This is a genomic window from Amycolatopsis nigrescens CSC17Ta-90, assembly GCF_000384315.1.
GTDB lineage: Bacteria > Actinomycetota > Actinomycetes > Mycobacteriales > Pseudonocardiaceae > Amycolatopsis > Amycolatopsis nigrescens.
Map to the genome: position 1 here is coordinate 2,582,417 of NZ_ARVW01000001.1, position 23,682 is coordinate 2,606,098.

Here is a 23,682-nt window from a genome sequence, read left to right on the forward strand (position 1 = left end):
CCTTCACGGACAGCTGGCGAAGTAGACTTGTGGGCGTGGGCGAGCGGCGGCCGTGAGGTAAGCCGCTTCGAGTTTTCGCAGCACGGCCTCAGGGTTATCGCGCAACTCTGTGGGCAAGGTCGGAACCACGGTGACACCAGCAATAGCGTAGCGCGCATTTCGCTCCTGCGTCCGCGCATACTCGGCTCGGTAAAAGTGAAAGTCCAGGGAATCGATCTCCCAGGCAAGCGCAATGTCATCCCACCAGGCGTCCGGGCAGCCGATATACTCACCGTCCGGCCCATAAATATTTGTGTTCCAATGAGTTGGCGGCGTCCGCATGTTCTTGCTCAGGTCTAGAGCTCGCACCTCCGCCACTGAGCGGAGTTCCTGCACTTCAGCCAATATGCGGCGCGGAATGGCAGTCCCACGCCGGCTACCGGTATTGAGTTCGCGGACCAGAGCCTTGGGCGAGCAGCGGCCTCGCTGAATGGCTTCGATCAGCAGGGCAGCCACCGGCTCGGTTGCCCGCATTCGGCGCACAGCATCGGTTGTCGCGCGCACCAACGGGGCCAGCGGGACTCCGTCTTTCTTCACCTCCTCAGGCAGATAAATTGTGCGCTCAACGGTGAGGAACTCGCTACTCTGTAGCTTGTGCTCATGCGGTACCAGTACATGCATACCTGCATATGCAGGCAGCGCACCGCTCCTTAAGCCATGTCTTCGGCATGCCTCGACCGCCGTGATCAAAGCTTGAGGACCAGAAAAGAGTAATGCCGCCGCGACCCGTTGATCCAGCGTCGGCTCAGCCCTGCTCATCAAGATGACACCGGGCAGCAGGCGCCGCCACGGTCCACCAGGCAGGCATCGTTGATAGATTGTTTTGCTGGGCATACCGAGCGATTCCAGTGTGGCAGCCTTGATGACACCCAGCTGGCTGCGCTCGGTAAGCAGCTCCGGGTAGTCCGCCCATCGTCCTCTCTTCACGAAGCCATAGTCGGCAAATTCTTCTACTCACCGCCACCCCCACTTCGCCAACCTGTGGATAACCCTCCCAGTGTGGATAACTCCTCCGAAAATCCGTGAAGGCCACCTTGCCTACCTTGAAGGTAGTTAAGGTGGCCTTCACGGACAAAAGGAAGGGGCAGTTAGAGGACGGCGGTGAGGGCGTTGACGCGGCCGTGGCCGTAGTGGGAGTTGCGGGACGGGGAGCCGGTGCAGGTCGGGTCGGGACCGCAGGGGACGGGGTCGGCCTGGCGTTCCAGGAGTGACGTGAGAACGCGCGGGGACGCGTGGCGGTGGGTGCTGGCCAGTAGCGCGGCGACGCCGGCGACGTGTGGGGAGGCCATGGACGTGCCGCACTTGGTGCCGTAGCCGCCACCGACCACAGTGGACAGTGGACAGCCGGCGCCCTCGCCGGGCGGGGGTAGCTGGGCCCGGTCACCGCCGGGCGCGGTCACGTCGATCGCACCGCGGCCGTAGTTGCTGTACGACGATTTCGTGCCGGCGTAACCGATCGCGGAAACGGTCACCACGCCATCGAGGCCGCCGGGCAGGATCGCGCAGCTGCGGTCCACCGGATGCGGCCGGTTCGGGTCGGTGGTCTGCGCCGGGATGTCGAAGGCGCTGTTGCCGGCCGCGGCCACGTTCAGCGCGCCCTTGCCGGTCGAGTAGGCCACCGCGCGCCGGACGGCCTCGTAGGCGGCGGCGTCACCGGGCTCCTTCGAGCAGTAGAACATCCCGGGATCGACGTAGTAGCTGCTGTTGGTCACCTCGAAACCGTGCCGAGCGGACCACATGAACCCGCACACCGCCGACTCCGGGAAGATGAGCCCCTCGTCGTTGACCACCTTCACCGCGGCCAGCCGAACGCCGGGCGCGACACCGGTGAAGCCGCGGGCCGTGTCCTGCCCTGCGATCGTGCCGGCGACATGGGTGCCGTGGTCCGATGTGGTCGGCGCCCACGAGGACGGCGTGGGGTCCGCCGCACCGGTGAGACAGCCGGCCGAAGCGGCCGGGTCGAGGGCGCCCTTCAGTGCCGGATGCGTCGGCTCGATCCCGGAGTCGATCACCCCGACGGTCACCGAGCGGCTGCCCGGATTGACCTCGTTCGCCTCCGGCGCCTGAATCGCCCGCATATCCCACTGCTGCGCGCCGAGGTCGTCGGCGGCACTCACCTCGGTGGTCCGCTCGACGTCCCGCAGGTCGGCCCGCGCCGACGTTGCCTCGGCGACGTCCTTGCCGGCCGAGTACGCCCGGTAAACACCGACCTTCTCCGCGAAATCCTGATTGCGCGAAGTGGCGACGGCGACCCCGATCTCCGGGTAGTAGGCGGTTTTCGTCCCGCACTTCTGCCGAAGTTCCGAATCCACCAGGTGCTCCGGGGTGCGCTGGTGGTACAGCACGACGTAGCTGTACTCCGCACTCGCCTGGTCACAGCTCGGCGCCGCGGCCGCCGACGGCGACACCAGCAGTCCGCCGGCCGTCACCGCCAAGGCCGTGGCCGCCGGGATCAGCAGTCGTTTCATCCGGGACATCCCCACCTCCGTGCACCGTGAGCGCTCTTCGCTGGCGAGAACGTTAGGCAACCGGATGACCGCGCGCCGCCCCCGTTCGGGGCAACACGAGCCTCAGTTCCGCGCGCGAAGGCCTCGCCAGCCGAGCACCCCGATCACGGTGCCGAGCACGAACGACACCACAGTCAGTACCGCGTGCACGACAAAATACGCGGTCGGTGAGCCGTCCGGCGCCCATGCCTGGTCGCTTTCCCAAAGATTCTTGGCGAAGGTAATCCAAATGATCCAAGACCACACGCCGAAGGCCAGCAGGAACAACGAGACACGCCGGGACATGCGCCGATTATCCCCTGCCGGGTCAGGTCGGGCGATGCGCCTCAGCGGAAGGGATCGCTTCAGCTAGCCTGCTCGAGTGCCCAGCGCTACTCGTCGCTCGCTTTCGGTTGTCGTTACTGCCATGTTGTCCGGTTTGCTCGCCTTGACGGCGGCACCGGTCGCCGTGGCCGCGCCGCCGGTGACCACACCGCCGACGCAGCCGTCGCCCTGCGCATACAGAGAACTGCCGCCGCCTCCGGTCGACACCTCGGAGAGGCCGGCGCCCGGCCAGCAGGAGCCCCGCCCGCTGCCGGTGCCGGACAAGCCGCTCGGCGGGGACCGGATGTCCGACTGCGGGGTGGTCCTGCCGCCGAAGGCGCTCAACCCGCCCGAGAACAATGCACACTCCTGGGTGATTCAGGACCTGGACAGCGGAGACGTGCTCGCGGCCAAGGACCCGCACGCCAGGCAGCGCCCGGCCTCACTGATCAAGACCCTGCTCGCGCTGGTCGTGGTCAAGGAGCTGAAGCCGGACCAGGTGGTCACGGTGACCGCCGAGGACGCCAGCCAGGAATGCACCTGCGTCGGCATCGTCGCCGGCGGCCGCTACACCGTCGACCAGCTGCTGCACGGCTTGCTGATGCACTCCGGCAACGACGTGGCGCACGCCTTCGCGACCGCGCTCGGCGGCGTGCCCGCGGCGGTGCAGAAGATGAACAAGCTGGCCGCGGCGATCGGCGCGAACGACACCAGGGCGGCCACGCCGTCCGGCCTCGACGGCCCCGGGATGTCCACCTCCGCCTACGACCTGAGCCTGATCTTCAACCAGGCGATGAAGCAGCCGGAGTTCGCCAAGGCGGTGGGCACCAGGCAGTTCGAGTTCCCCGGTTTCGGGGACAAGCCGGCGTTCCCGATCTACAACGACAACAAGCTGCTCAGCCAGTACCCGGGGTTCCTCGGCGGCAAGACCGGGTTCACCGACGACGCCAGGCACACCTACGTCGGCGGCGCCGCGCAGAACGGCAGGAAGCTCGCCGTGGTGATGCTGCGCGCGGAGCAGCAGCCGGCCCGGGTCTCCGACCAGGCGGCGAAACTGCTCGACTACGGTTTCGCGCTGGCCAAGGCCGGCACGAAACCGGTCGGCCAGATCGTCCGGGTGCCCGTCCCCGAACCGGCGCTGGCCGGTGCCGGGCCGGACCTGAACAGCGGCGACAACGCGAACACCGGCACCGGGGCCGGCGCGGACGACCCGTTCGGCACCACCGGCTGGATCCTCACCCTGGTCGTCGCGCTGATCATCGGCGCCGGCTTCGTCATCGGTCACCGCCGGAAGCAGGCGGCTGAGCGGTCCTGATCACCGGGTCCGGGCAGCAGTCGCAGGCCGCCGCGTCCTGCGCGGTGTGCTGCTCGTCCTCGCGGTCGCCCTCCTTGGCCGGCAGGGTCTCCGAGGCCAGCAGCCACATCACCAGCGCGATCAGGCCGATCACCCCGGTGACCACGAACGCGATCGGGTAGGACAGCTGCTCGGCGAGCACGCCGGCCACCAGCGGGCCGAGCACCGCGCCGACGTCGGCGGCCATCTGGAACCCGGCGAGCACCGCGCCGCCGCGGGCCTTCGCGCCCAGCACGTCGGCGACCGCCGCGGTCTGCGCCGGGTTCAGCGCGCCGGCCCCGACCCCGGTGAGCACCAGCGCCAGGATGAACAGCCAGAGCTCACCGGTCAGCCCGATCGCGATGGTGCCGACGGCCAGCAGGCCCATGCCGGCCACCGCCAGCGGCTTGCGTCCCCTGGTGTCCGCGAGCCGCCCCGCCATGGTCAGCACCAGTGCGTTGGCCGCGGCGAACACCGCCAGCGCGATCCCGGTGAACCCGGTGGGCTGGTGCAGCACGGCGACCACGAACAACGGGATCAGCGACGTGCGCACGCCGAACACCAGCCAGCCGTTCGCGAAGTTCGACGAGAGCGCGGCCCGGTAGGCCGGGTGCCGCAGCGCCTGCATGAAGGTCATCTCCGGCGCCTCTTCCGCGTCCGCCCTCGAGGCCAGCCCGGAGTTGCGCAGCTGCGCCCATACCAGCACGGTGACCACGATCAGCGCCACGCCGTAGACCACGAACGGTGCCCGCAGCGACACCTCGACCAGGCCACCGCCGAGCACCGGGCCGGCCACGCTGCCCAGCAGGAAACCGGTGCCCCACAGCCCGGACGCGCGGCCGCGCAGCTCGGGCGGCGCGATCCGGATCAGCAGGCCGACCGCCGAGACGGTGAACATGGTCGAGCCGATCCCGCTCAGCGAGCGGAACAGCAGCAGCTGCCAGTACTCGTTCACCACCGCGCAGGCCAGGCTGCCGCCCGCGACGATGGCAAGTCCCCACAGGTAGACCGGCCGCTCGCCGAACCTGGTCACCAGCCGCCCGCTGACCGGCGCGAACAGCAGCCGCATCGCGGCGAACGCGCTGATCACCACGGACGCGGCGGTGACGCCGACGTCGAAACTGGTCGCGTAGCTCGGCAGTGCGGGCGCGACCAGCCCGTACCCGACCGCGATCAGGAAACTGGCGCCTACCAGTACCCAGATCTCTCGCGGAAACTTCGCTCTTGCTGAACTTTTCGTCGATGCAATGCTCACACTCACCCCAGTTTGTTTCAGGGTGAGCATAAGTCACCGGCGGCGTCGACCCAACCAGCCGAGTACCGCACCGGCGCTGAACGCACCTGCCGCCACCCCGATCCCGGGGCCGCGCTGCACGGACACCCGGGGCCGGATCACCGCGGGTGGCGGCGGCGCGACCGTGCTGAGCTGGTTCTCCTGCGCGGTGGCCGTCCACGCGGTGACGAAGAGCAGGAACCGGGACACCAGGTTGGCGAAGAACAGCAGCCCGAGGATCGGCCCGAACAGCACCGTGCTCGGCGAGGTGGACACGAACCCGAGGTAGACGGTGGTGAGCTGCTTGAGCACCTCGAAGCCGATCGCGGCGATCACCGCGCCCTTGACCGCGCTGCGTGCGGTGACCCGTTCGCGGGGCAGCCTGGCGATCACCCAGAGGAAGACCAGCACGTTGGCACCGAGCGAGAGCAGCACGGTGACCAGCCGCAGCAGCGCCACCGCCCAGCCCTGGTCGTCCAGGCCGACCAACTGGAGCAGCACCTTGCCCAGCCCGCTGCCCGCCGCGGACAGCCCGAACGACACGGCCAGCGCGAGGCCGAGGCCGACCAGCGAGACGAGGTCCTTGAGCGTGGTGGAGACCAGCGGCAGCTGCTTTTTCTCCTGCCCCCACTGCGCGGTGAGCGCGTCGCGGAGGTTGGTCATCCAGCCGATTCCCGAGTACAGCGCCAGCACCAGTCCGACGATCCCGGTGCCGGCGCCCGCGGTCAGCGCGGTGTTCACGATGGTGCTGAGGAACTCGCCGAGCCCCTCCGGCGCCGAGGACGTGATGCCGTCCTTGAGCTTGTTCAGCGCGGCCTGGTCACCGGCCAGGATCAGGCCCGCGACCGAGAAGCCGACCATGAGCAGCGGAAAGAGCGAAAGCACGCTGAAATAGGTGATCGCCGCGGCGTAGTGATTGCCGTAGCGCTCGGTGAAGGCGTCATTCGCTCTGACCACGTGGTCGATCCACGGATACTTCCGCCGTAAGCGGGGAAGCAAGCCTTCCTTCTTTTCGCCCTCGGGCTGCTCTTTCGCCACGAAAGAACGCTAACCAGCCCCGGGGTACCCCGCAACGCGAGCGGGCCGTGCGGGTCAGCGCGCGGCAGGCAGGAAGCCCACCCGGTCGTAGACCGCGGCCAGTGTCTCCGAGGCGACCTCGCGGGCCCGCTCGGCGCCGCGGGCGAGCACCTTGTCCAGTTCCGCCGGATCGTCCATATAGGACTGAACGCGGGCCTGGAACGGGGTGACGAATTCGACGACCACTTCGGCGAGGTCCTTTTTCAGGTCGCCGTAACCCTTGCCCTCATACGCCGATTCCAGCGCCGGAACGGGGCGCTCGGTCAGCGCCGAGTAAATCGTCAGCAGGTTGGCCACCCCGGCCTTGTTCTCCGGGTCGTAAACGACCTCGCGCCCGGTGTCGGTCACCGCGGAACGGATTTTCTTCGCCGAACGCTTGGCGTCTTCGAGCAGCTCGATCAGGCCGTTCGCGGCGGACGAGGACTTGCTCATCTTCGAGGTGGGGTCCTGCAGGTCGTAGATCTTCGCGGTGTCGGAGACGATATGCGCCTCCGGCACGGTGAAGGTCTTGCCGAACCGGTTGTTGAACCGCTGCGCCAAATTGCGGGAGAGCTCCAGGTGCTGGCGCTGGTCCTCGCCGACCGGTACCGCGTTGGCCTGGTAGAGCAGGATGTCCGCGGCCTGCAGCACCGGGTAGGTGAACAGCCCGACGCTGGCCCGGTCGGTGCCCTGCTTGGCCGCCTTGTCCTTGAACTGGGTCATCCGGCTCGCCTCGCCGAAGCCGGTCTGGCACTCCAGCACCCAGCCGAGCTGCGCGTGCTCGGGCACGTGGCTCTGCACGAACAGCGTGCTGCGCTCCGGGTCGACACCGAGCGCGAGCAGTTGCGCGGCCGAACGCCGGGTGCGCTCCCGCAGCACCTTGGGGTCCTGCTCCAGGGTGATCGCGTGCAGGTCGACCACGCAGTAGAAGGTCTCGTGCGTGTCCTGCAGGCGCACCCACTGCCGCAACGCGCCGAGGTAGTTGCCCAGGTGGAAGGAGTCGGCGGTGGGCTGGATGCCGGACAGCACGCGAAGTCGTCCGGCCCGTTCCTGTGGCGCAGCTTGTTCGGACACGGCTGGATTCTCTCAGGCGGCCGTCATCGGAGGAGCGCGAGGTCGGGGTTGGCGAGGCTAAACAGTTAAACGAAGGCTACTTCCGATGGTGCAGCCGTGGAACGTCCGTTTTCTACGGTTCTCCGTATCCCCGGTCCCCCTCCCGGGTCGAGCGAAGGAGCACTCAATGAAGGCACGGTCACCGCGCCGAGGGATCCGGTCCCTCCGCGCCGCCGTCGGCTTCGGCGTCGGCATGATCGCCGCGGCCGTCACGGCGCTGTCCGGGACCGCGGTCCCCACCGCGGCCGCCGCCGACATCGGCGGTGTGGAACCGTTCATCGTGGGCGGCCGCAACGCCACCGAGACCTACTCGTTCATGGCATCCCTGCAGTCCACCAGCGGCAGCCATTCCTGCGGCGGCTCGCTGATCAAGGCGAACTGGGTGGTCACCGCGGCGCACTGCGGCCAGCCCGCCCAGGTGCGCGTCGGCACCACCAACCGGACCAGCGGGGGCGCCGTCGCCAGGGTGGCGCAGCGGATCGCGCACCCGTCCGCGGACCTCGCCCTGCTCCGGCTGTCCACCTCGGTCAGCCAGGCCCCGGTCGCGATCGCCCCGCAGTCCGGCGCCACCGGCACCGCGACCAGGATCATCGGCTGGGGCCAGACCTGCGCGCCGCGCGGCGGCTGCGGTGCGCCGGTGGCGTTGCAGGAGCTGGACACCTCGATCGTCGCGGACAACCGGTGCTCGGGCATCAGCGCGGCGAGCGAGATCTGCACGAACAACCCTGACGGCAACAAGGGCGCCTGCTACGGCGACTCCGGCGGCCCGCAGGTCAAGCAGGTCAGCGGCGCGTGGCAGCTGATCGGTGCCACCAGCCGCGCCGGGAACAACAGCTCCACCTGCGCGACCGGCCCGTCGATCTACGTCGACGTGTCGTACTACGCGAGCTGGATCGCCCAGAACACCGGCGGCTAGCGTCTTACGCAGTGAAGGCCACCTTGCCTGCGTTCAACGCAGGCAAGGTGGCCTTCACTGCATCAGGCCCAGCGGATGCCGTAGACGCCGGGGCCGGCATCTAGCTCGACGAGGTGGGCGCGGCCCGAAGGGGTGACGGCCAGGGGGCGCTGGGCGGTGCGCTCGCGGCCCTCCGGCCGGTAGTAGCCGGTGCACGCCTCCGGCACGACCGGCGCCGGGAACCGGACCTGCAGCAGGAACTCCTTGACCGGCAAGGAAAGCCGGCTCTCGCAGGAGGTGAGCAGGTCCGGGCGCTCATAACGCAGCCGGTACTCCAGCAGCGCGGTGTCCCCGGTGTCCAGGGTGCGTTCCAAGATCAGCTCGGCGACCAGCGACCCGCGGCCGGCCAGCTCCAGGATGCCGCCGAGCCGGAAGCCGGATTCGGCGGTGATCACCGGCACCGCGCGCGCCGGCAGCGCGAGAAAGGTCCGGGTGACCCCGTCCCGCCTTGCCCGCACCAGCTCCCGGACCTCGCGGCCGGACTCCACACCGTCGTCCCCGACCAGGCAGGTCTGGTGCACGCTGAGCCGGTCGGTCGACGAGGTGCCGTCGAGCACGTCGCGGTGGCAGTTGCGGCCGCGCGGCCGTCGTGGCCCGAGCAGCTCGCTCAGCGCGCCGCCCGGCAGGCCGAACAGGTCCTCCAGGATGCCGACTGCGCGCAGCGAGTCCGGGCGCTCCGGCCTGCTGCGCCCGGAGCGCCAGTAGCTGATCGTGGTGATGCTGACCTGCACCCCACGCTCGGCCAGGCGGTGCCGCACGCGGTCGAGGCCGAGGCCGCTGGCCGCGATCGCCCGGTCGAGCGCCAGGGAGAAGGCGGTACCGGATCGGGTCCCCATATCTGGAGACTGTCGGCTGCGTGCCGCCGAAACAATAAGTGCCGAAAAAACTACGGTACGCAGTAAATGGTCAGACGGCGAGCAGCCGGTGGTCGTAGACGGTGGTGCGCTGCCGGGACGGGCGCCCGGCCAGCGACGCGAGGTGGTCCAGCTCCTTCGCGGTACGGGACGAGCCGTGCTCCGAACCCGCCATCCTGGAGATGGTCTCCTCCATCAGGGTGCCGCCGATGTCGTTGGCGCCACCGCGGAGCACCTGCGCGGTGCCCTCGTCGCCGAGCTTGACCCAGGAGCACTGCACGTTGTCGATCCGGCCGTGCAGGGCGAGCCTGGCGAAGGCGTGCACCGCCCGGTTGTCCCGCATGGTCGGGCCCGGCCGCGCCACCCCGGCCAGGTAGATCGGCGCGTTGTGGTGCACGAACGGCAGGCCGACGAACTCGGTGAACCCGCCGGTGTCCGCCGCGATCCTGGCCAGCACCCGCAGGTGACCGAGCCAGTGCCCGGGGTGGTCCACATGCCCGTACATCATCGTGCTGGAGGACGGGATGCCAAGCCGGTGCGCGGTGGACACCACGTCGATCCAGGTCTGCGCGGGCAGCTTGCCCTTGGTCAGCACCCAGCGGACCTCGTCGTCCAGGATCTCCGCGGCGGTGCCGGGAATCGAGCCGAGGCCGGCGTCGCGCAGCTCGGTCAGCCACTCCTCGACGCTGACCCCGGCCTTCGACGCGGCGGACACGATCTCCATCGGCGAGAAGGCGTGCACGTGCATGTCCGGTACCGCGGCCTTGATCGCGCGCACGATGTCGGCGTAGTAGCTGACCGGCAGCTTCGGGTCGATGCCGCCCTGCATGCAGACTTCGGTGGCACCAGCCTGCGCCGCTTCGACCGCCCGCGCCGCCACCTCCTCCACGGACAGCCGGAACGCGTCCGCGTCGCGCTCGCGCTGGGCGAAGGCGCAGAACCGGCAACCGACGTAGCAGACGTTGGAGAAGTTGATGTTGCGATTGACCACGTAGGTGATGTCGTCGCCGACCACGTCCGCACGCAGCTCGTCGGCCAGCCTCGCCATCGTCTCCAGCGCCGGGCCATCCGCGGTGAGCAGCGCCATCGCGGCGTCGGTGTGGATCGGCTCGAGCAGCGCGCCCGGATAGGCGGCGGCCAGCCGCAGCCCTTCGCGGACGTCCGCGTCCAGCCGTTCCGGGGCGGTCGCACCGGCCGGCACCTGGGTCTTGAGGATGTCCCAGTCGCCGTAGACGCTGTCGAAGTCGCCGCGGCGGTCCGAAGTGCGGCCTTCGGTGTCGATCGAGGTGTTCAGGTCCGCCCTGCCGATGGTCTCCAGCCCGCCGTCCGGCTCCTGCCAGCGGTGGCCCTCGACCGGCGCGTCCTCGTCGGCCAGCCCGGTGCCGGCCTCGGCGAGCGCGTTGATGTGCGGGTGCAGCCGGACGTCGATCCACTTCTCGGCGGCCTGCACGTACTTGGGGTAGACGCTCAGCCGCTCGCGCAGCTCGAAACCGGCCTGTTTCGTCCACTCCCGCAGCGACTCGATCTGCGGCCACGGCATCTCCGGGTTCACGTGGTCCGGGGTGACCGGTGAAACGCCGCCCCAGTCGTCGATCCCGGCGCGCAGCAGCAGCCGGTGCTCGTCACCGACCAGGTTCGGCGGCGCCTGCACGCTCACCCCCGGCGGCATCAGCAGCCTGGCCACCGCGACCGTGGCGGCCAGGTCCTCGATGTCCGCGTCCGGCGCGGACCGCATCGCGGTGTCCGGCTTCGCGCGGAAATTCTGCACGATGATCTCTTGGATGGTGCGGAACTGCCTGGCCCGCTGCCGGATCGCGTGCAGGGACTCGGCGCGTTCGGTGAGCGTCTCGCCGATCCCGACGAGGATGCCGGTGGTGAACGGGACGCCGACCCGGCCGGCGTCGTCGAGCACCCGCAGCCGGACCGCGGGCTCCTTGTCCGGGCTGCCGTAGTGCGGGCCGCCCTTCTCCGACCAGAGCCGGTCGGCGGTGGTCTCCAGCATCATGCCCATGCTGGGCGCCACCGGCTTGAGCCGCTGCAGCTCCTCCCAGCTCATCACGCCGGGGTTGAGGTGCGGCAGCAGGCCGGTCTCCTCCAGCACCGCGATCGCGCAGGCCCTGAGGTAGTCCAATGTGGACTCATACCCGCGGGCGTCCAGCCACTCGCGGGCCTGCGGCCAGCGGTCCTCCGGGCGGTCGCCGAGGGTGAACAGCGCTTCCTTGCAGCCGGCCGCCGCGCCGGCGCGGGCGATCTCCAGCACCTCGTCGCGTTCGAGGTACATCGAGTGCAGCTTGCCGGGCACGGTGACGAAGGTGCAGTAGTGGCAGCGGTCGCGGCACAGCTTGGTCAGCGGGATGAACACCGAGCTGGAGTAGGTGACGACGCCGGTGCGGCCCTGGTCCGCCAGATGTGCGTCCCGGACCCGCGCCGCGGCCGCGAGCAGCTGCTCGAGGTCGTCGTCGCGGGCATGCAACAGCACCGCCGCCTCGGTGACGTCGAGGGCCACTCCGTCCGCGGCCCGGCGCAGTGCGCGCTTGGTCGCGGAGGGGGTGGGCTTCGGCTCGGGCGGAGTGATCGACACGCTGTCAGCCATGATCCTGAGCCTACGGATCACCGACCTGCGCGGGTAAGAGATTTCGCTGTGAGGGATTCCTCGTGCGTCCACCCGTCCCCCGGGAATAAACCCGCCCCGACCTGCGTAGCGCAGTTAGCCCGCTAAACGCGGTACCCCGCGCGTGCAAGGAGTGGGTGGGTCAGCGGCGGGACGCGGGCGGAGACGTGGGGGAAAGGGTGGGCCGAGTCGGGTCGTCGGACTCGGTGAGCACGGCATTCGCCATCGCGGTGACGTCCGGGGCACCGGGCTGGGCCGGCACGGCCTTGGCCGCGGCGCGGCGGCGCTGCCGGAGCACACCTGCCGCCATGCCGAGCACGCCGAGCACGACGGCGACCAGCCCGACCGGGCCGAGCAGTCCGAAGGTGACCATCTCCGGCTCTGCGGCTGCCGACGAGTCCGCGGCGGCCACGCCGGAGCCCGCCAGCATCAGCGGCACCAGCGACACCGCCGCCAGCACCACGGCGGACCGTGATTGAACCTGTACTCGGTTGCGCACCGGAGTGCCTCCCGCGACTAAGTACTCACCCGAAAGAGGGACGCTTACCAGGTAGCTCGTGAGAAAACTACCGAGCGTGTCAAGACCGGTCGTTTTTGATCATCTCGCGGGCAGAGACTAGCGACCGACCGAGTGGCGGGCACACAGGGGGCACCACCTTTGGCGTAAGCCATGGTCAGCGAGGCGTAAGCAACCCACCCCGCCCCGTAGTCACCCGAGGAAGTGCAGTTAGCGGGCTAAACGCGCTAGGGGGCGTGTGCAAGTAAAGGGTTAGGGGGTGGTGGGGATGGCGCGGTGGACGAACATGGCGATGAGATCGTCGACAGGGAAGGGTGCGAGCACGTCGGGCAGCGTCAGGTGCTCCACGATCAGCGCGGTCATCGCGAAGTAGAGCAGCAGGACGGTCTCCCGGTCGCCAGGTAGCCCCGCGTCCAGGTGGAAGCGGATATTGGCCTCCACGTCCGCACTGATCGTCTCGGTGAGCGCCGCCTGCAGCCGCGGCCGCCTGGTCGCCTCCAGCCGCAGCTCCTGAAGCGCCAGGAACCCGGTCCGGTCCGTGGAGATCCGCTGGAACAACCCGCGCATCAGCTCGGTCACCAGCTCGACGGACGGCTCGGCGGCCATCGCGTCCGCCAGCTCGGCGGGCCCGGCGCCGACCCGCTGGTAGATCCGCAGCGCCGCCTGGTGGAGCAGCTCCTCGCGATTCGCGAAGTAGTTCGACGCGGTGCCGGCCGGCACCTTCGCCTCGGTGTCGACCGCCCGGAAGGTGAGGCCACGCGCACCCTCCCTGGCCAGCACTTCGACGGCCGCCTCGGTCAGCGCGACCCGCCGCTCGGGGTTCTGCACCGTGCACACCTCCGAAAAAGGGACTTGCAACCACTACGGTCAAAGTACTACAACTAACGTGGTTCAACCAGACGGCCAAGGAGCCCCATGCGAAAACTGACCTACTTCGTCGCTTCCACCATCGACGGCTTCATCGCCGACCCCACCGGGGCGAACCCGATCGGCGTGGACGGCTTCTTCGTCGCCGAGGGCGGGCACATGGAGTCGATCTTCACCGAGTACTCCGACATCCTCCCGGCGCCCGCCCGCAAGGCGATGGGCATCGACCCGCCGAACAAGCTCTTCGACACCGTGCTCGAAGGCCGCGGCTCCTACGAGATCGGCCTGCGCGAGGGCATCACCGACGCGTACCCGCACCTGCGGCACTACGTCTTCTCCAGCACGATCGGCACCAGCCCCGACCCCAACGTGGAGATCGTCGCCAGTGACCCGCTGACGAAGGTGCGCGAGCTCAAGCAGGAGGACGGCCTGCGGATCTGGCTCTGCGGCGGGGGGCAACTTGCGAACGCGTTGCGCCCGGAGATCGACGAACTGATCGTCAAGCTCCACCCGGTCGTCGCCGGCGCCGGAATCCCGCTGTTCGACGGCGAGTTCAGCCCGCAGCGGTTCACCCTGGCTGCACACGAGTCCTTCGACAGCGGGGTGCTGCACCTGACCTACACCAAGCGGACCTAGCCGGGGAAGTCGACGTCGAAGGTGGCGGTGACCGGCGCGTGGTCTGACCAGCGCTGGTCGTAGTCGGCGGCCCGCTCCACCACCACGGAACGGCACTTCTCCGCGATGCCCGGGGTCGCGCAGACCAGGTCGATCCGCCAGCCGGAGTCGTTGTCGAAGGCCTTGCCGCGGTAGGACCACCACGTGTACGGGCCGGGCCCGGCCGGATCCAGCTTGCGCTGCACGTCGACGTAACCGGCCTCGTCGAACACCCGGCCGAGCCAGGCCCGCTCCTCGGGCAGGAAGCCGGAGTTCTTCCGGTTCGTGCGCCAGTTCTTCAGGTCGATCTCGGCATGCGCGATGTTCCAGTCCCCCACCACCAGCACCTCGCGGCCGGCCGCCTCGGCCTTGCCGCGCAGTTCCACGAGATACGGCAGGAAGGCGGCCATGAAGCGTTCCTTCTCATCCTGCCGGGCGGTACCGACGTCACCGCTCGGCAGGTACAGGCTGGCCAGCACGACCCCGGGCAGGTGCACCTCCAGGTACCGCCCGCTCTCCTCGAACTCGGCCTCGCCGAAGCCGATCCGCACGAACTCCGGCTCCACCCTGCTGTACACCGACACCCCGCTGCGGCCCTTGACCGAAGAAGGGGCGTGCAGGCTGTGCCAGCCCTCGGGCGCGCGCAGTTCGGCGGGCAGCTGCTCCGGCTCGGCCCGCACCTCCTGGCAGGCGACGACGTCGGCTTCGGTGGCGGCGAGCCACTCCACGAAGCCTTTCTTGGCGGCGGCACGGAGGCCGTTCACGTTCACGGTGGAGATGGTCAGCACGCCGCGCACGCTACCCGCGCCCACCGACAGTCTTCTGCCAGACTGCCGCCGATGAGCGCACTGACCGTACTCGGCGGCTGCGGGGCATGGCCGGAACCCGGCCGCGCGTGCAGCGGCTTCCTGTTGTCCCACCAGGGTTTCCGGGTGGTGCTGGACCTCGGCTACGGCGTGCTGCCGCGACTGTTGGCCCAGGTCGCCGACGGCATGGTGGACGCGGTGGTCATCACCCACGAGCACCCGGACCACTGCGTGGACCTCAGCGCGCTGGCCAGAATCCGGTATTACCGGAACACGCCGCCGTTGCCGCTGTACTGCCCGCCGGGCGTGCTGCGCGTGCTGGACGCCCTGGAGCCCCGGCCGGACCCGCGCGAGGTCTTCGACGTGCACGAGCTGCCGGGGACCTATCGGGTCGGGCCGTTCGAGCTGAGCACCCGGCTGCTCCCGCACCACGTGCCGAACTTCGGCGTCCGGCTCAGCGCACCGGGCCTGACCGTCGCCTACACCGGGGACAGCGGCCCGTCCGCCGAACTGGCCGAGCTGGGCCGGGACGCCGACCTGTACGTCGTCGACGCCACCCTGCAGGGGCCGTCACCGCAGGCTGAACCGCGTTACGTGATGACCGCGACCGAGGCCGCCGGGTGGGCCGCCCACGCCGGGGCGCGGCGGCTGCTGCTCAGCCACTTCTGGCCGGGCAGCGACCGCGCGATCTCCGTGCGGGAAGCGCAGGCCGTCTTCTCCGGTGAGGTCTTCACGGCCGAGGAAGGGCTGACCGTCGAGCTCGGCTAGCCGCAGTTGGACCCGCTGGTCGGCTTGAGGAACTCCGACGCCGCCCACTTGCCCTCGGCCAGCTTCCGGAACCCGTTCTGCACCTCGGGCTGGGCGTCGGTCTCCGCGTTCTGCTGGAACTTGCCGACAATCCCGGCGTTCGCGTTCGGCTCCGACCGCACGTTCAGCACGTCCGCGCTGACCGTGACCCGGCAGCCGGTGGGGGATCCGCCCGTCGCGCCCTCCGAGGGCTGCTGGTCGGAACCCATGGCGTAGACGATCAGGACGCCACCGAGCACCGCGATGATGATCAGCACTCGCTTCGGAATGCCCAACATGACGCGCTCCTAGTGCCTTGGACCCTGGCTCGACCAGGGTAGGGCCGATAGAGCTCCCCCGGTAAGGTCAGCCACCCGCTGGCGCCAATGCGCACTCGCCTGTTGACACTGCGTGATCACCCGTTGGTTCCGTGGTCCCGGTTCCCCGCCGGTCCAGGCCCACCGGCGGCGGCCCCGGTGACCCGCTGTGCCTGTCCGATGTCGTTCATCGCCGACCGCCGGTAGCCGTAGGCCGCATAGACCACCAGCCCGAGCACCAGCCACAGGCCGAACCGCGACCAGGTGACCCAGTCCAGCTGGCTGACCAGCCAGACCGAGAAGGCGACGCCGACCGCCGGCACCAGCGGTATCCACGGGCAGCGGAAGCCCCGCGGCAGGTCCGGCTGACGGCGGCGCAGCACCACGACCGCGATCGAGACCACCATGAACGCGGCCAGGATGCCGATGTTCGTCAGCTCGGCCGCCTCCCTGATCGGCAGCAGCCCGGCGATCACCGCGGACACCACGCCGACGATCCAGGTGACCCGGCTGGGCACCTTGCGCACCGGATGCGTCTTCGCGAACCACTTCGGCAGCAGGCCGTCGCGGCTCATCGCGAACCAGACCCTGGTCACCGCCAGCATGTTCGCAAACATCGAGGTGGTGATGCCGAGTACCGCGCCCACCGCGACCACGATCGCCAGCGACGGCAACCCGACCGCGGCCAGCGCGCTGGAGAACGGGCTCTGCGTGTCGATGTCCCGGTAGTTCTGCATGCCCAGCAGCACCACGCAGACCAGCACGTAGATCACCGTGGCGATGCCGAGGGAGAGCAGGATCGCCTTCGGCATCGCCTTGCGCGCGTCCGCGGTCTCCTCGGCCGCCGCGCTCATCGCGTCGTAGCCGTAGACCGCGAAGAACGCCGTCGCCGCACCCGTCACCGCGCCGCCGAGGCCGAACGGCAGGAACGGCGAGTAGTTGCCGCCCTTGATGTGGAACGCGCCGGCGACCACCACCACGAGCACCAGCACGATTTTCATCACCACCAGCGCGGTCTCCACCCGCGCCGAAGATTTCGCACCGCGGTTGAGCACCCAGGCCAGCAGCAGGCACATCAGCACCGCGAACAGGTCGATCTTGTGCCCGGCGCCCGTCCCCGGCGCGCCCAGCATCCACGACGGCAGGTCGAAACCGAGTTGCTGCACCAGATACGAGAAGTAGCCGGAGACGCCGATCGCCACCACCGCCACGATCGCGGTGTACTCCAGCAGCAGATCCCAGCCGATCAGCCAGCCGACGAGCTCGCCGAGCACGGCATAGGCGTAGGTGTAGGCGGAACCGGCCTTGGGGATGAGGCTGGTGAACTCCGCGTAGCACAGCGCCGCGGCCGCGCTGGCCAGCACCGCGAGCACGAAGGAGATGATCACGCCGGGGCCGGCGAGCTGGTTGGCCACCACACCGGACAGCGAGAACACCCCGGCGCCGACCAGCCCACCGAGGCTGAGCGCGGTGAGCTGCCAGGTGCCCATCACCCGCTTCAGCCCGACCCCGCTGTTCACCGGCTCTTCGATGTCCTCGATCGGCTTGCGCCGGAACAGAGCGTGACTGCTCACGTGTACGAACCTTTCACCAGGGTCGTGAGTGGAAACGGTTGCCGGGGCAACCGTTTCCACTCACGAGGGTCAGGCGAGCTGGACGGTGCGCGGGGAGGTGTAGAAGCGCAGGGCCGCCTTGCCCTGCTCACGCCCGCCGTAACCGGAGTCCTTCTCCCCGCCGAACGGCAGGTGGAAGTCCACCCCGCTGGTCGGCGCGTTCACCTTCACCATGCCGGACGCGCATTCGTCCACATAGGACATGGCGGCGGCAAGGTCGTTGGTGTAGAGCGCGGTCACCAATCCGTACGAGGTCGCGTTCGCCAGCCGCACCGCACTGTCCACATCGGATACCGAGGTGAGCGTGCAGATCGGGCCGAAGACCTCTTCGGTGTTCAGCGGCGCGTCCGGAGCGAGGCCGGCGACCACGGTGGGCGCGGCGAACCAGCCCTCCCCCGGCGGCTTCCCGGCCGTGTGCACGCGACCGCCGGAGCCATCGGCGGCGTCCAGCACCCGCCGCCGGGCGGCCTCGCTGATCACCGGGCCGACCGCGACACCCTCCTCCGCCGGGTCGCCGAAGCCGAGCCCGCCGATCCGCGCGAGCAACGCCTCCTCGAACGGCGCCGCGTCGCCGACCACGAGGACCCGCTTGGTCGCGGTGCACTTCTGGCCGGCGAAACCCATTGCCGCGGCGGCGATGTGCCCGGCCGCCCGGTCGAGATCCGCGTCTGGCAATACGATCGACGCGGACAGCCCGCCCATTTCGCACTGCGCCGGGATTCCCCGCGCCGCCGCGGCCACCGCGACCTGCCTGCCCACCTCGCCGGAACCGGTGAAGGAGACCAGGTCGGCCGAGTCCACCAGTGCCGCACCGGTCTCCCCGAGACCCGGCAGCACGGTGCACAGGCCGGCGGGCAGCAGCGGGGCGAACAGTTCCGCCAGCCGCAGCGCGCAGGCCGTCGCGTCCGGCGAAGGCTTGATCACCACCGCGTTCCCGAAGGCCAGTGCGGGCGCGGCCTTCCAGACCGGGATGGCCAGCGGGAAGTTCCACGGCGTGATCAGCGCGGCCACCCCGCGCGGCCGGTGCACGGTGAAGCTGAGCCCGCCGGCCCCCGGATAAGTCTCGCCGTACGGGTCGAAGCACTGCTGCGCGTAGTACCGCAGGATGGCGACGGTCCGGTCCACTTCGCCGAGCGCCTCGCCGATCGGCTTACCCACCTCGCGCACCACGAGCCCGGCCAGTTCCCGCCGGTTTCCGGCCACCGCCTCCGCCATCGCGGTGAGCCCGGCCGCCCGGTCCGCGGCCGGACCGCGAGCCCAGCTCCGCCCGGCCACCCGCGCCTTTTCCACCACGCGGAACGCTTCGCCCGCCTCAGTCGCGCGCACGTCCAGCACCACATCGGCCGGACGCTGCGGGGAAACGGAAACCAGCCTCACAGCGTGAACCCCTTCGGGAACGGGTCGTCGGGATCGAGCAGGTACTGACCCATCCCGGTGATCCAGGCCCGCCCGGTCACCGTCGGCACCACCGCGGGCAGCCCGCCGACCGTGGTCTCGCCGACCAGGCGGCCGGTGAACCGGGTGCCGAGCAGCGAGTCGTTCACGAAGTCCGTGCCCAGCGCCAGCTCACCGCGGGCGTGCAGCTGCGCCATCCGGGCGGAAGTGCCCGTCCCGCAAGGAGAGCGGTCGAACCAGCCGGGATGGATGACCATCGCGTTCCTGGCGTGCCCGCCGTCGACGCCCGGTGCCACCAACTGCACGTGCTTGCAGCCGCTGATGCCCGCGTCGGCGGGATGCACCGGCCGGTCCTGCTCGTTGATGGCGTCCATGATGGACAGACCGGCGGTCATCATCCGGTCCTTCTCCGCCTTGTCGAAGGGAATGCCGAGCTGATCGATCGGCAGGATGGCGTAGAAGTTCCCGCCGTAGGCCAAGTCGTAGCTGACCTCGCCGAGCCCGGGTACCCGCACGGTGGCGTCGAGCCGCAGCGAGAACGCCGGCACGTTCTGGAAGGTCACCGACTTCGCGCGGCCGTCCTCGACCGCCACCTCGGCCACCACCAGCCCGGCCGGGGTGTCCAGCCGGACCGTGGTCACCGGTTCGGTCACCTCGACCATGCCGGTCTCCACCAGCACGGTGGCCACCCCGATGGTGCCGTGCCCGCACATCGGCAGGCAGCCGGAGACCTCGATGTAGAGCACGCCCCAGTCCGCGTCCGCCCTGGTCGGCGCCATCAGGATGGCCCCGCTCATCGCGGCGTGCCCGCGCGGCTCGTTCACCAGCAGCTCGCGGATGTGGTCCAGGTGCTCGACGAAATGCGCGCGCCGCGCCGCCATGGTGGCCCCGGGGATCACCCCGACCCCGCCGGTGATCACCCTGGTCGGCATGCCTTCGGTGTGCGAGTCGACCGCGGCGAAGTACCTGCGGGCCCGCATGTCAGGCCGCCACCGGGTGCGCGGCCAGGTAGTCCACCGCGCGCCGCATGTCGGCGTCCAGCCGGTCCAGCTTGTCCCCGGACAACGGCCCACGCGGCGGACGGCAGGGGCCGCCGAACCGGCCGACCAGCTCCATCCCGCGCTTGATCGCCTGCACGAACTCGGTCCGCGAGTCCCAGCGGAACGCCGCCACCAGCGGTTCGTACAGCGCCAGCGCCTCGGCCAGTTTTCCTTCCTGCGCAAGGGAGAACAGGTGTGCGGACTCGGCGGGGAATACGTTCGGGAAACCGGCGAACCAGCCGGTGGCGCCCATCAGCAGCGCCTCCAGCGCGACGTCGTCCGCGCCGGCCACCACGGTCAGCTCCGGCGCCAGCTCGCGGATCTCGAGCACCCGCCGGACGTCCCCGGAGAACTCCTTGACCGCGACCACGTTGTCCAGCTGCGCGATCTCGGCGACCACCGGCGGCAGCATGTCCACCTTGGTGTCGATCGGGTTGTTGTAGATCATCACCGGCAGCCCGACGCTCGCCACCTGCTCGTAGTGGTGGATCACCTCGGCGGTGTTCGCGCGGTACATGGTCGGCGGCAGGCAGAGCACGCCGTGCGCCCCGTCCTCGGCCGCCTTCTCCGCCCACTCGCGGGCCTGGTGCGCGCCCACCCCGTGCACCCCGACCACCACGATCCCGTCGTCGCCGACCGCCTCGATCGCGGTGCGGGCCACCGCGCGCCGTTCGTCGGCGGTGAGCGACGAGTACTCGCCGAGCGAGCCGTTGGGGCCGATCCCGCGGCAGCCGTTGCCGATCAGCCAGCGGCAGTGCTCGGCGTAGCGGTCGAGGTCCACCCGCAGCCCGGCCGGCGCGCCCGCGTCCTCGGCGTAGGGCAGCGCGGTGGCCACGATGACTCCGTCCAGCTTCTCCTGCGTCATTGAATCTCCTTAGGTGTTCCGGCGAGTTCCCCGAGCCGCACCGGCGCCGCGATCGGGCGCCGGGAAAAGGCGGCATCATCCGTCATCCCGGTCAGCTCGGCCACATTGCGCCCGCAGATCCGGCCCTGGCACTGGCCGAGACCGGCGCGGCTGACCAGCTTCAGCGAACGGACGCCCAGCGCGTCCCGCTGTTCGACCGCGTCGCACAACGCGCGATAGCCGACCTCTTCACACCGGCAGACCAGGGTGTCGCCGGTGAGCCAGTCCTGCCAGCCGGGCCGGATCGGGTACGCCCGGTCCAGCGCGGCCGCGAACCGGCGCGCCCGGCGGACCCCGCGCAACGCCCGATGCGGCACTTTTCCTTTCGCACCAACAAGTCTGGCGGCCGCGGCACCGGCGACCGCGCCCTCGTACGCGGACAGCTCCGCGCCGCCGATCCCGGTCAGCTCACCGGCCGCGAACACCCCGGGCGCCGAGGTGGCCTGCGCCAGGTTCACCTCGACGAACCCGCCGCGCAACGCGCAGTTCGCGGCTACCGCGAGCTCCAGCTGCGGGGTGAAGCCGAAACCGGCGCACACCGCGTCCACCTCGACCCGCCGCTCCGTACCGGGCAGCACCCGCCAGTCGCGGTCCAGCCTGGCGGTGGTCACCGACTCGACCTGGTCGCCGCCATGCGCGGCGATCACCGTGGTGCGCGGTCGGTACGGCACCCGGTGGCGGGCCAATAGACCGAGATACCCGGCCAGCTCGGCCGCCTTGGCGCCGCCGGCGGCCAGCCCGGCCGGTTCGGTGAGCCAGCCGGTGATCGGGTTGTTCGCCTCCAGCACCCCGAGCACCCGCGCGCCCACCCCGATCAGCGACTCCGCGACCGGCAGCAGGAACGGCCCGGTACCGGCCAGCAGCACCCGCCGGCCGACCGCGACGCGCTGGCCTTTCGCCAGCGCCTGCGCGGCCCCCGCGGTGTAGACCCCTGGCAGATCCCAGCCGGGGAAGGGCAGCACGCGGTCGTAAGCGCCGGTGGCCAGCACCAGTGCCGGCGTGTGCACCGTCCGCCCAGCGCGCCCGGGACCGTCCGCTCGCCCGGTACGCAGGTGCAGCCGATGCCCGTCGCCGGCCGGTTCCAGCGCCAAGGCCACCGTGTTCGCCAGGTGCTCGACCCGCCCCGGAAGCCGGAACTTCTCGTTGCCGTCGAGGGAGTTCTGCCGGTGGTACTGGCCGCCGAGCCTGGCCGCGGAATCGATCAGCAGCACGTCCGCCCCGGCCTCGGCGGCGGCTCGCGCGGCGGACATCCCGGCCGGGCCGCCGCCCACCACCACGACCCGGCTCATGACGGCAGCTCCGCACCGCGCTGCACGCGGATCCGGTCGCCGTCTTCAAGCAGCCGCTGGCAGGCACGCACGTCCGGCACGCCGTTCACCACGACCAGGCAGTCGAAGCAGACGCCGATCCCGCAGAACACCCCGCGCGGCCTGCCACCACCGCGGGTGCTGCGCCACGAACTCCGCCCCATGCCCAGCAGCAGCCCGGCCACCGTCTGGCCGGGGACCGCGGCCACCGGTTCGCCGTCCACCTCGACGTTCACGCCGGCACCTCCCCGGTCACGGCCGGGCGGTCCACCCGGAACGGTTCAGCATCCACAAAGGACTTTCGACCCTGGTGAAGATCCGCGAGCAGGCGTCCAGTAGCGGCGGCGAGACCGATCCCGGCACCCTCGTGCCCGGTCGCGTGCCACAGCCCCGGCAGCCGCGGGTCTTCGCCGATCACCGGCAGGTGGTCCGGCGCGTAGGGCCGGAAGCCGCCGTACGCGCGCATCACCGGCACATCGGCCAGGAACGGGAAAAGGCCGATCGCCTTGCCTGCCAGCTCGGCCAGCACGTCCACCCGGACCGTCTCGTCGAAGCCGACGCGTTCGCGGCTGGAGCCGATCAGCACGGTGCCCGCCCTGGTCGACTCCACCACCGTCGAGGTCTGCAGGTCCGCGTCGCCGCTGACCGTCGCGCCCACGTAGTCGGCGTCGTAAACCTTGTGCCGCACCGATTCCGGCAGCGGCGCGGTGACGAGCACCAGTCCGCGCCTCGGCAGCACGTTGATCGGCGCGCCGGCCGCGGCGGCGAACTCCCCCGCCCAGGGACCGCAGGCGTTGACCACCGCGGCACAGGAGACGACGCCCTGGCTCGTGCGAACTCCACTGACCGCGCCTCCGGCGTTCGTGGTCACGCCGAGCACGGTGTGCCCGGAACGGACTTCGCCGCCCCGCGCGCGGACCGCGGCCAGCAGGGTGGTCGCCGCGAGCACCGGCTGGAGCTGGGCGTCCTCCGGGTAGTGCACGGCGGCGGTGATGCCCTTGGTGAGCAACGGTTCCAGCGCACGCGCCTCGACGGGGCTCAGTTCGACGGCGTCCACTCCGGACTGGCGCTGGGCCGCCGCGAACTCCCGGAGCGGGCCGGCGGCGGCTTCGGCGGTGGCGACCACCAGCCCGCCCTTCGGGTCCCACTCCACACCGGCCAGCTCGTCACCGAGCTCCACTCGCAGCCCGGCGAGCAGTTCCGGCCACAGCGCGCGGGACGCCTTCGCCAGTTCGAGTTCGGGGCCGGGCACCTTGTCGGAGACCAGCACGTTGCCCTCGCCCGCCGCGGTCGTCCCGCTCGCCGGCGCACCGCGGTCGAGCACGACCACCCGCAACCCGGCCGCGCTGAGCGCCTCGGCGCAGGCCGCGCCGATCACGCCGGCACCGGCCACCACTACGTCCGGTTGTGCCATCAGCCCTCACCGCCGTTC

General features: G+C 70.3%; 23 protein-coding genes. 4 read left to right on the forward strand and 19 right to left on the reverse strand.

Annotated features, from left to right (window positions below):
• Positions 1 to 3: 3 nt before the first annotated feature.
• From AMYNI_RS48125 to AMYNI_RS0111960, 3 genes are all read right to left on the reverse strand, one after another.
• Positions 4 to 966, reverse strand: coding sequence for a hypothetical protein (locus AMYNI_RS48125; protein ID WP_245573915.1), 963 nt, complete (start codon positions 964 to 966; stop codon positions 4 to 6).
• Positions 967 to 1,127: 161 nt separating this feature from the next.
• A complete protein-coding gene (locus AMYNI_RS0111955; RefSeq protein WP_020668251.1) occupies positions 1,128 to 2,516 on the reverse strand; it encodes a S8 family peptidase in 1,389 nt (462 codons plus the stop codon).
• 93 nt (positions 2,517 to 2,609) lie between these two features.
• Positions 2,610 to 2,831: an SCO4848 family membrane protein gene (locus AMYNI_RS0111960; protein ID WP_020668252.1), complete on the reverse strand. Its 222-nt coding sequence runs from the start codon at positions 2,829 to 2,831 to the stop codon at positions 2,610 to 2,612.
• A gap of 121 nt (positions 2,832 to 2,952) precedes the next feature.
• Here AMYNI_RS0111960 and AMYNI_RS0111965 point away from each other — a divergent pair, with 121 nt between their 5' ends.
• On the forward strand, positions 2,953 to 4,164 hold the full coding sequence (locus AMYNI_RS0111965; RefSeq protein ID WP_020668253.1) for a D-alanyl-D-alanine carboxypeptidase family protein: 1,212 nt from the start codon (positions 2,953 to 2,955) through the stop codon (positions 4,162 to 4,164).
• Here AMYNI_RS0111965 and AMYNI_RS0111970 read toward each other — a convergent pair.
• The 3 genes from AMYNI_RS0111970 to trpS are packed head-to-tail and all read right to left on the reverse strand — an operon-like array spanning position 4,124 to position 7,585.
• Entirely contained in the window at positions 4,124 to 5,437 is a 1,314-nt protein-coding gene (locus AMYNI_RS0111970; RefSeq protein ID WP_020668254.1) for an MFS transporter, read from the reverse strand. The genes AMYNI_RS0111965 and AMYNI_RS0111970 overlap by 41 nt on opposite strands.
• 33 nt (positions 5,438 to 5,470) lie before the next feature.
• The gene (yhjD, locus tag AMYNI_RS0111975; protein WP_020668255.1) at positions 5,471 to 6,493 is read right to left on the reverse strand and encodes an inner membrane protein YhjD; all 1,023 of its coding nucleotides are present in this window, start codon (positions 6,491 to 6,493) and stop codon (positions 5,471 to 5,473) included.
• Between the two features lie 54 nt (positions 6,494 to 6,547).
• Positions 6,548 to 7,585 (reverse strand): tryptophan--tRNA ligase, encoded by a 1,038-nt coding sequence (gene trpS / locus AMYNI_RS0111980; RefSeq protein WP_040405688.1) that lies wholly within the window; start codon positions 7,583 to 7,585, stop codon positions 6,548 to 6,550.
• A 166-nt stretch (positions 7,586 to 7,751) separates the two neighbouring features.
• Between trpS and AMYNI_RS0111985 the strand changes: the two genes are divergently transcribed.
• Positions 7,752 to 8,540 (forward strand): S1 family peptidase, encoded by a 789-nt coding sequence (locus AMYNI_RS0111985; protein ID WP_020668257.1) that lies wholly within the window; start codon positions 7,752 to 7,754, stop codon positions 8,538 to 8,540.
• Between the two features lie 62 nt (positions 8,541 to 8,602).
• Here AMYNI_RS0111985 and AMYNI_RS0111990 read toward each other — a convergent pair whose 3' ends face one another.
• From AMYNI_RS0111990 to AMYNI_RS0112005, 4 genes are all read right to left on the reverse strand, one after another.
• Positions 8,603 to 9,415 (reverse strand): hypothetical protein, encoded by an 813-nt coding sequence (locus tag AMYNI_RS0111990; RefSeq protein ID WP_020668258.1) that lies wholly within the window; start codon positions 9,413 to 9,415, stop codon positions 8,603 to 8,605.
• Positions 9,416 to 9,485: 70 nt separating this feature from the next.
• Entirely contained in the window at positions 9,486 to 12,026 is a 2,541-nt protein-coding gene (locus tag AMYNI_RS0111995; RefSeq protein ID WP_020668259.1) for a bifunctional FO biosynthesis protein CofGH, read from the reverse strand.
• A 160-nt stretch (positions 12,027 to 12,186) separates the two neighbouring features.
• Positions 12,187 to 12,474 carry a hypothetical protein gene (locus AMYNI_RS0112000; RefSeq protein WP_425387943.1) on the reverse strand — a complete coding sequence of 96 codons (288 nt, stop codon included), beginning with the start codon at positions 12,472 to 12,474 and terminating at the stop codon, positions 12,187 to 12,189.
• Between the two features lie 339 nt (positions 12,475 to 12,813).
• Complete coding sequence (locus AMYNI_RS0112005; RefSeq protein WP_020668261.1) at positions 12,814 to 13,389, reverse strand: TetR/AcrR family transcriptional regulator; 576 nt, start codon at positions 13,387 to 13,389, stop codon at positions 12,814 to 12,816.
• Between the two features lie 87 nt (positions 13,390 to 13,476).
• Between AMYNI_RS0112005 and AMYNI_RS0112010 the strand changes: the two genes are divergently transcribed.
• Positions 13,477 to 14,064, forward strand: coding sequence for a dihydrofolate reductase family protein (locus tag AMYNI_RS0112010; protein WP_020668262.1), 588 nt, complete (start codon positions 13,477 to 13,479; stop codon positions 14,062 to 14,064).
• On the opposite strand, the gene AMYNI_RS0112015 is transcribed toward AMYNI_RS0112010, so the two are convergent.
• Entirely contained in the window at positions 14,061 to 14,870 is an 810-nt protein-coding gene (locus tag AMYNI_RS0112015; RefSeq protein WP_026360347.1) for an exodeoxyribonuclease III, read from the reverse strand. The two genes, AMYNI_RS0112010 and AMYNI_RS0112015, sit on opposite strands and share 4 nt — an antisense overlap.
• A 51-nt stretch (positions 14,871 to 14,921) precedes the next feature.
• Here AMYNI_RS0112015 and AMYNI_RS0112020 point away from each other — a divergent pair, with 51 nt between their 5' ends.
• Positions 14,922 to 15,656 carry an MBL fold metallo-hydrolase gene (locus AMYNI_RS0112020; RefSeq protein ID WP_020668264.1) on the forward strand — a complete coding sequence of 245 codons (735 nt, stop codon included), beginning with the start codon at positions 14,922 to 14,924 and terminating at the stop codon, positions 15,654 to 15,656.
• On the opposite strand, the gene AMYNI_RS0112025 is transcribed toward AMYNI_RS0112020, so the two are convergent.
• From AMYNI_RS0112025 to AMYNI_RS0112060, 8 genes are all read right to left on the reverse strand, one after another.
• Positions 15,653 to 15,973: an SH3 domain-containing protein gene (locus AMYNI_RS0112025; RefSeq protein ID WP_020668265.1), complete on the reverse strand. Its 321-nt coding sequence runs from the start codon at positions 15,971 to 15,973 to the stop codon at positions 15,653 to 15,655. The genes AMYNI_RS0112020 and AMYNI_RS0112025 overlap by 4 nt on opposite strands.
• A 116-nt stretch (positions 15,974 to 16,089) precedes the next feature.
• A complete protein-coding gene (locus tag AMYNI_RS0112030; protein WP_020668266.1) occupies positions 16,090 to 17,565 on the reverse strand; it encodes an amino acid permease in 1,476 nt (491 codons plus the stop codon).
• A gap of 69 nt (positions 17,566 to 17,634) precedes the next feature.
• On the reverse strand, positions 17,635 to 18,981 hold the full coding sequence (locus AMYNI_RS0112035) for an aldehyde dehydrogenase family protein (protein ID WP_020668267.1): 1,347 nt from the start codon (positions 18,979 to 18,981) through the stop codon (positions 17,635 to 17,637).
• Complete coding sequence (locus AMYNI_RS0112040) at positions 18,978 to 19,979, reverse strand: proline racemase family protein (RefSeq protein WP_020668268.1); 1,002 nt, start codon at positions 19,977 to 19,979, stop codon at positions 18,978 to 18,980. Before AMYNI_RS0112040 ends, AMYNI_RS0112035 begins: the two co-directional genes overlap by 4 nt.
• Before the next feature lies 1 nt (position 19,980).
• On the reverse strand, positions 19,981 to 20,904 hold the full coding sequence (locus AMYNI_RS0112045; RefSeq protein ID WP_020668269.1) for a dihydrodipicolinate synthase family protein: 924 nt from the start codon (positions 20,902 to 20,904) through the stop codon (positions 19,981 to 19,983).
• Entirely contained in the window at positions 20,901 to 22,232 is a 1,332-nt protein-coding gene (locus tag AMYNI_RS0112050; protein WP_020668270.1) for an FAD-dependent oxidoreductase, read from the reverse strand. The genes AMYNI_RS0112045 and AMYNI_RS0112050 overlap by 4 nt, the downstream gene beginning before the upstream one ends.
• A complete protein-coding gene (locus AMYNI_RS0112055) occupies positions 22,229 to 22,486 on the reverse strand; it encodes a (2Fe-2S)-binding protein (protein ID WP_020668271.1) in 258 nt (85 codons plus the stop codon). The genes AMYNI_RS0112050 and AMYNI_RS0112055 overlap by 4 nt, the downstream gene beginning before the upstream one ends.
• Complete coding sequence (locus tag AMYNI_RS0112060; protein WP_026360348.1) at positions 22,483 to 23,664, reverse strand: NAD(P)/FAD-dependent oxidoreductase; 1,182 nt, start codon at positions 23,662 to 23,664, stop codon at positions 22,483 to 22,485. The genes AMYNI_RS0112055 and AMYNI_RS0112060 overlap by 4 nt, the downstream gene beginning before the upstream one ends.
• Between the last annotated feature and the right edge of the window lie 18 nt (positions 23,665 to 23,682).

Coding starts and splice junctions, on each gene's coding strand:
- AMYNI_RS0111960 (WP_020668252.1), bottom strand. CDS start 2,831: ATGTCCCGGCGTGTCTCGTTGTTCCTGCTGGCCTTCGGCGTGTGGTCT.
- AMYNI_RS0111955 (WP_020668251.1), bottom strand. CDS start 2,516: ATGTCCCGGATGAAACGACTGCTGATCCCGGCGGCCACGGCCTTGGCG.
- AMYNI_RS0112050 (WP_020668270.1), bottom strand. CDS start 22,232: ATGAGCCGGGTCGTGGTGGTGGGCGGCGGCCCGGCCGGGATGTCCGCC.
- AMYNI_RS0112040 (WP_020668268.1), bottom strand. CDS start 19,979: ATGCGGGCCCGCAGGTACTTCGCCGCGGTCGACTCGCACACCGAAGGC.
- AMYNI_RS0112025 (WP_020668265.1), bottom strand. CDS start 15,973: ATGTTGGGCATTCCGAAGCGAGTGCTGATCATCATCGCGGTGCTCGGT.
- AMYNI_RS0111965 (WP_020668253.1), top strand. CDS start 2,953: ATGTTGTCCGGTTTGCTCGCCTTGACGGCGGCACCGGTCGCCGTGGCC.
- AMYNI_RS0111985 (WP_020668257.1), top strand. CDS start 7,752: ATGAAGGCACGGTCACCGCGCCGAGGGATCCGGTCCCTCCGCGCCGCC.
- AMYNI_RS0111995 (WP_020668259.1), bottom strand. CDS start 12,026: ATGGCTGACAGCGTGTCGATCACTCCGCCCGAGCCGAAGCCCACCCCC.
- AMYNI_RS0112010 (WP_020668262.1), top strand. CDS start 13,477: ATGCGAAAACTGACCTACTTCGTCGCTTCCACCATCGACGGCTTCATC.
- AMYNI_RS0111990 (WP_020668258.1), bottom strand. CDS start 9,415: ATGGGGACCCGATCCGGTACCGCCTTCTCCCTGGCGCTCGACCGGGCG.
- AMYNI_RS0112045 (WP_020668269.1), bottom strand. CDS start 20,904: ATGACGCAGGAGAAGCTGGACGGAGTCATCGTGGCCACCGCGCTGCCC.
- AMYNI_RS0112020 (WP_020668264.1), top strand. CDS start 14,922: ATGAGCGCACTGACCGTACTCGGCGGCTGCGGGGCATGGCCGGAACCC.
- AMYNI_RS0112060 (WP_026360348.1), bottom strand. CDS start 23,664: ATGGCACAACCGGACGTAGTGGTGGCCGGTGCCGGCGTGATCGGCGCG.
- AMYNI_RS0112000 (WP_425387943.1), bottom strand. CDS start 12,474: ATGCTGGCGGGCTCCGGCGTGGCCGCCGCGGACTCGTCGGCAGCCGCA.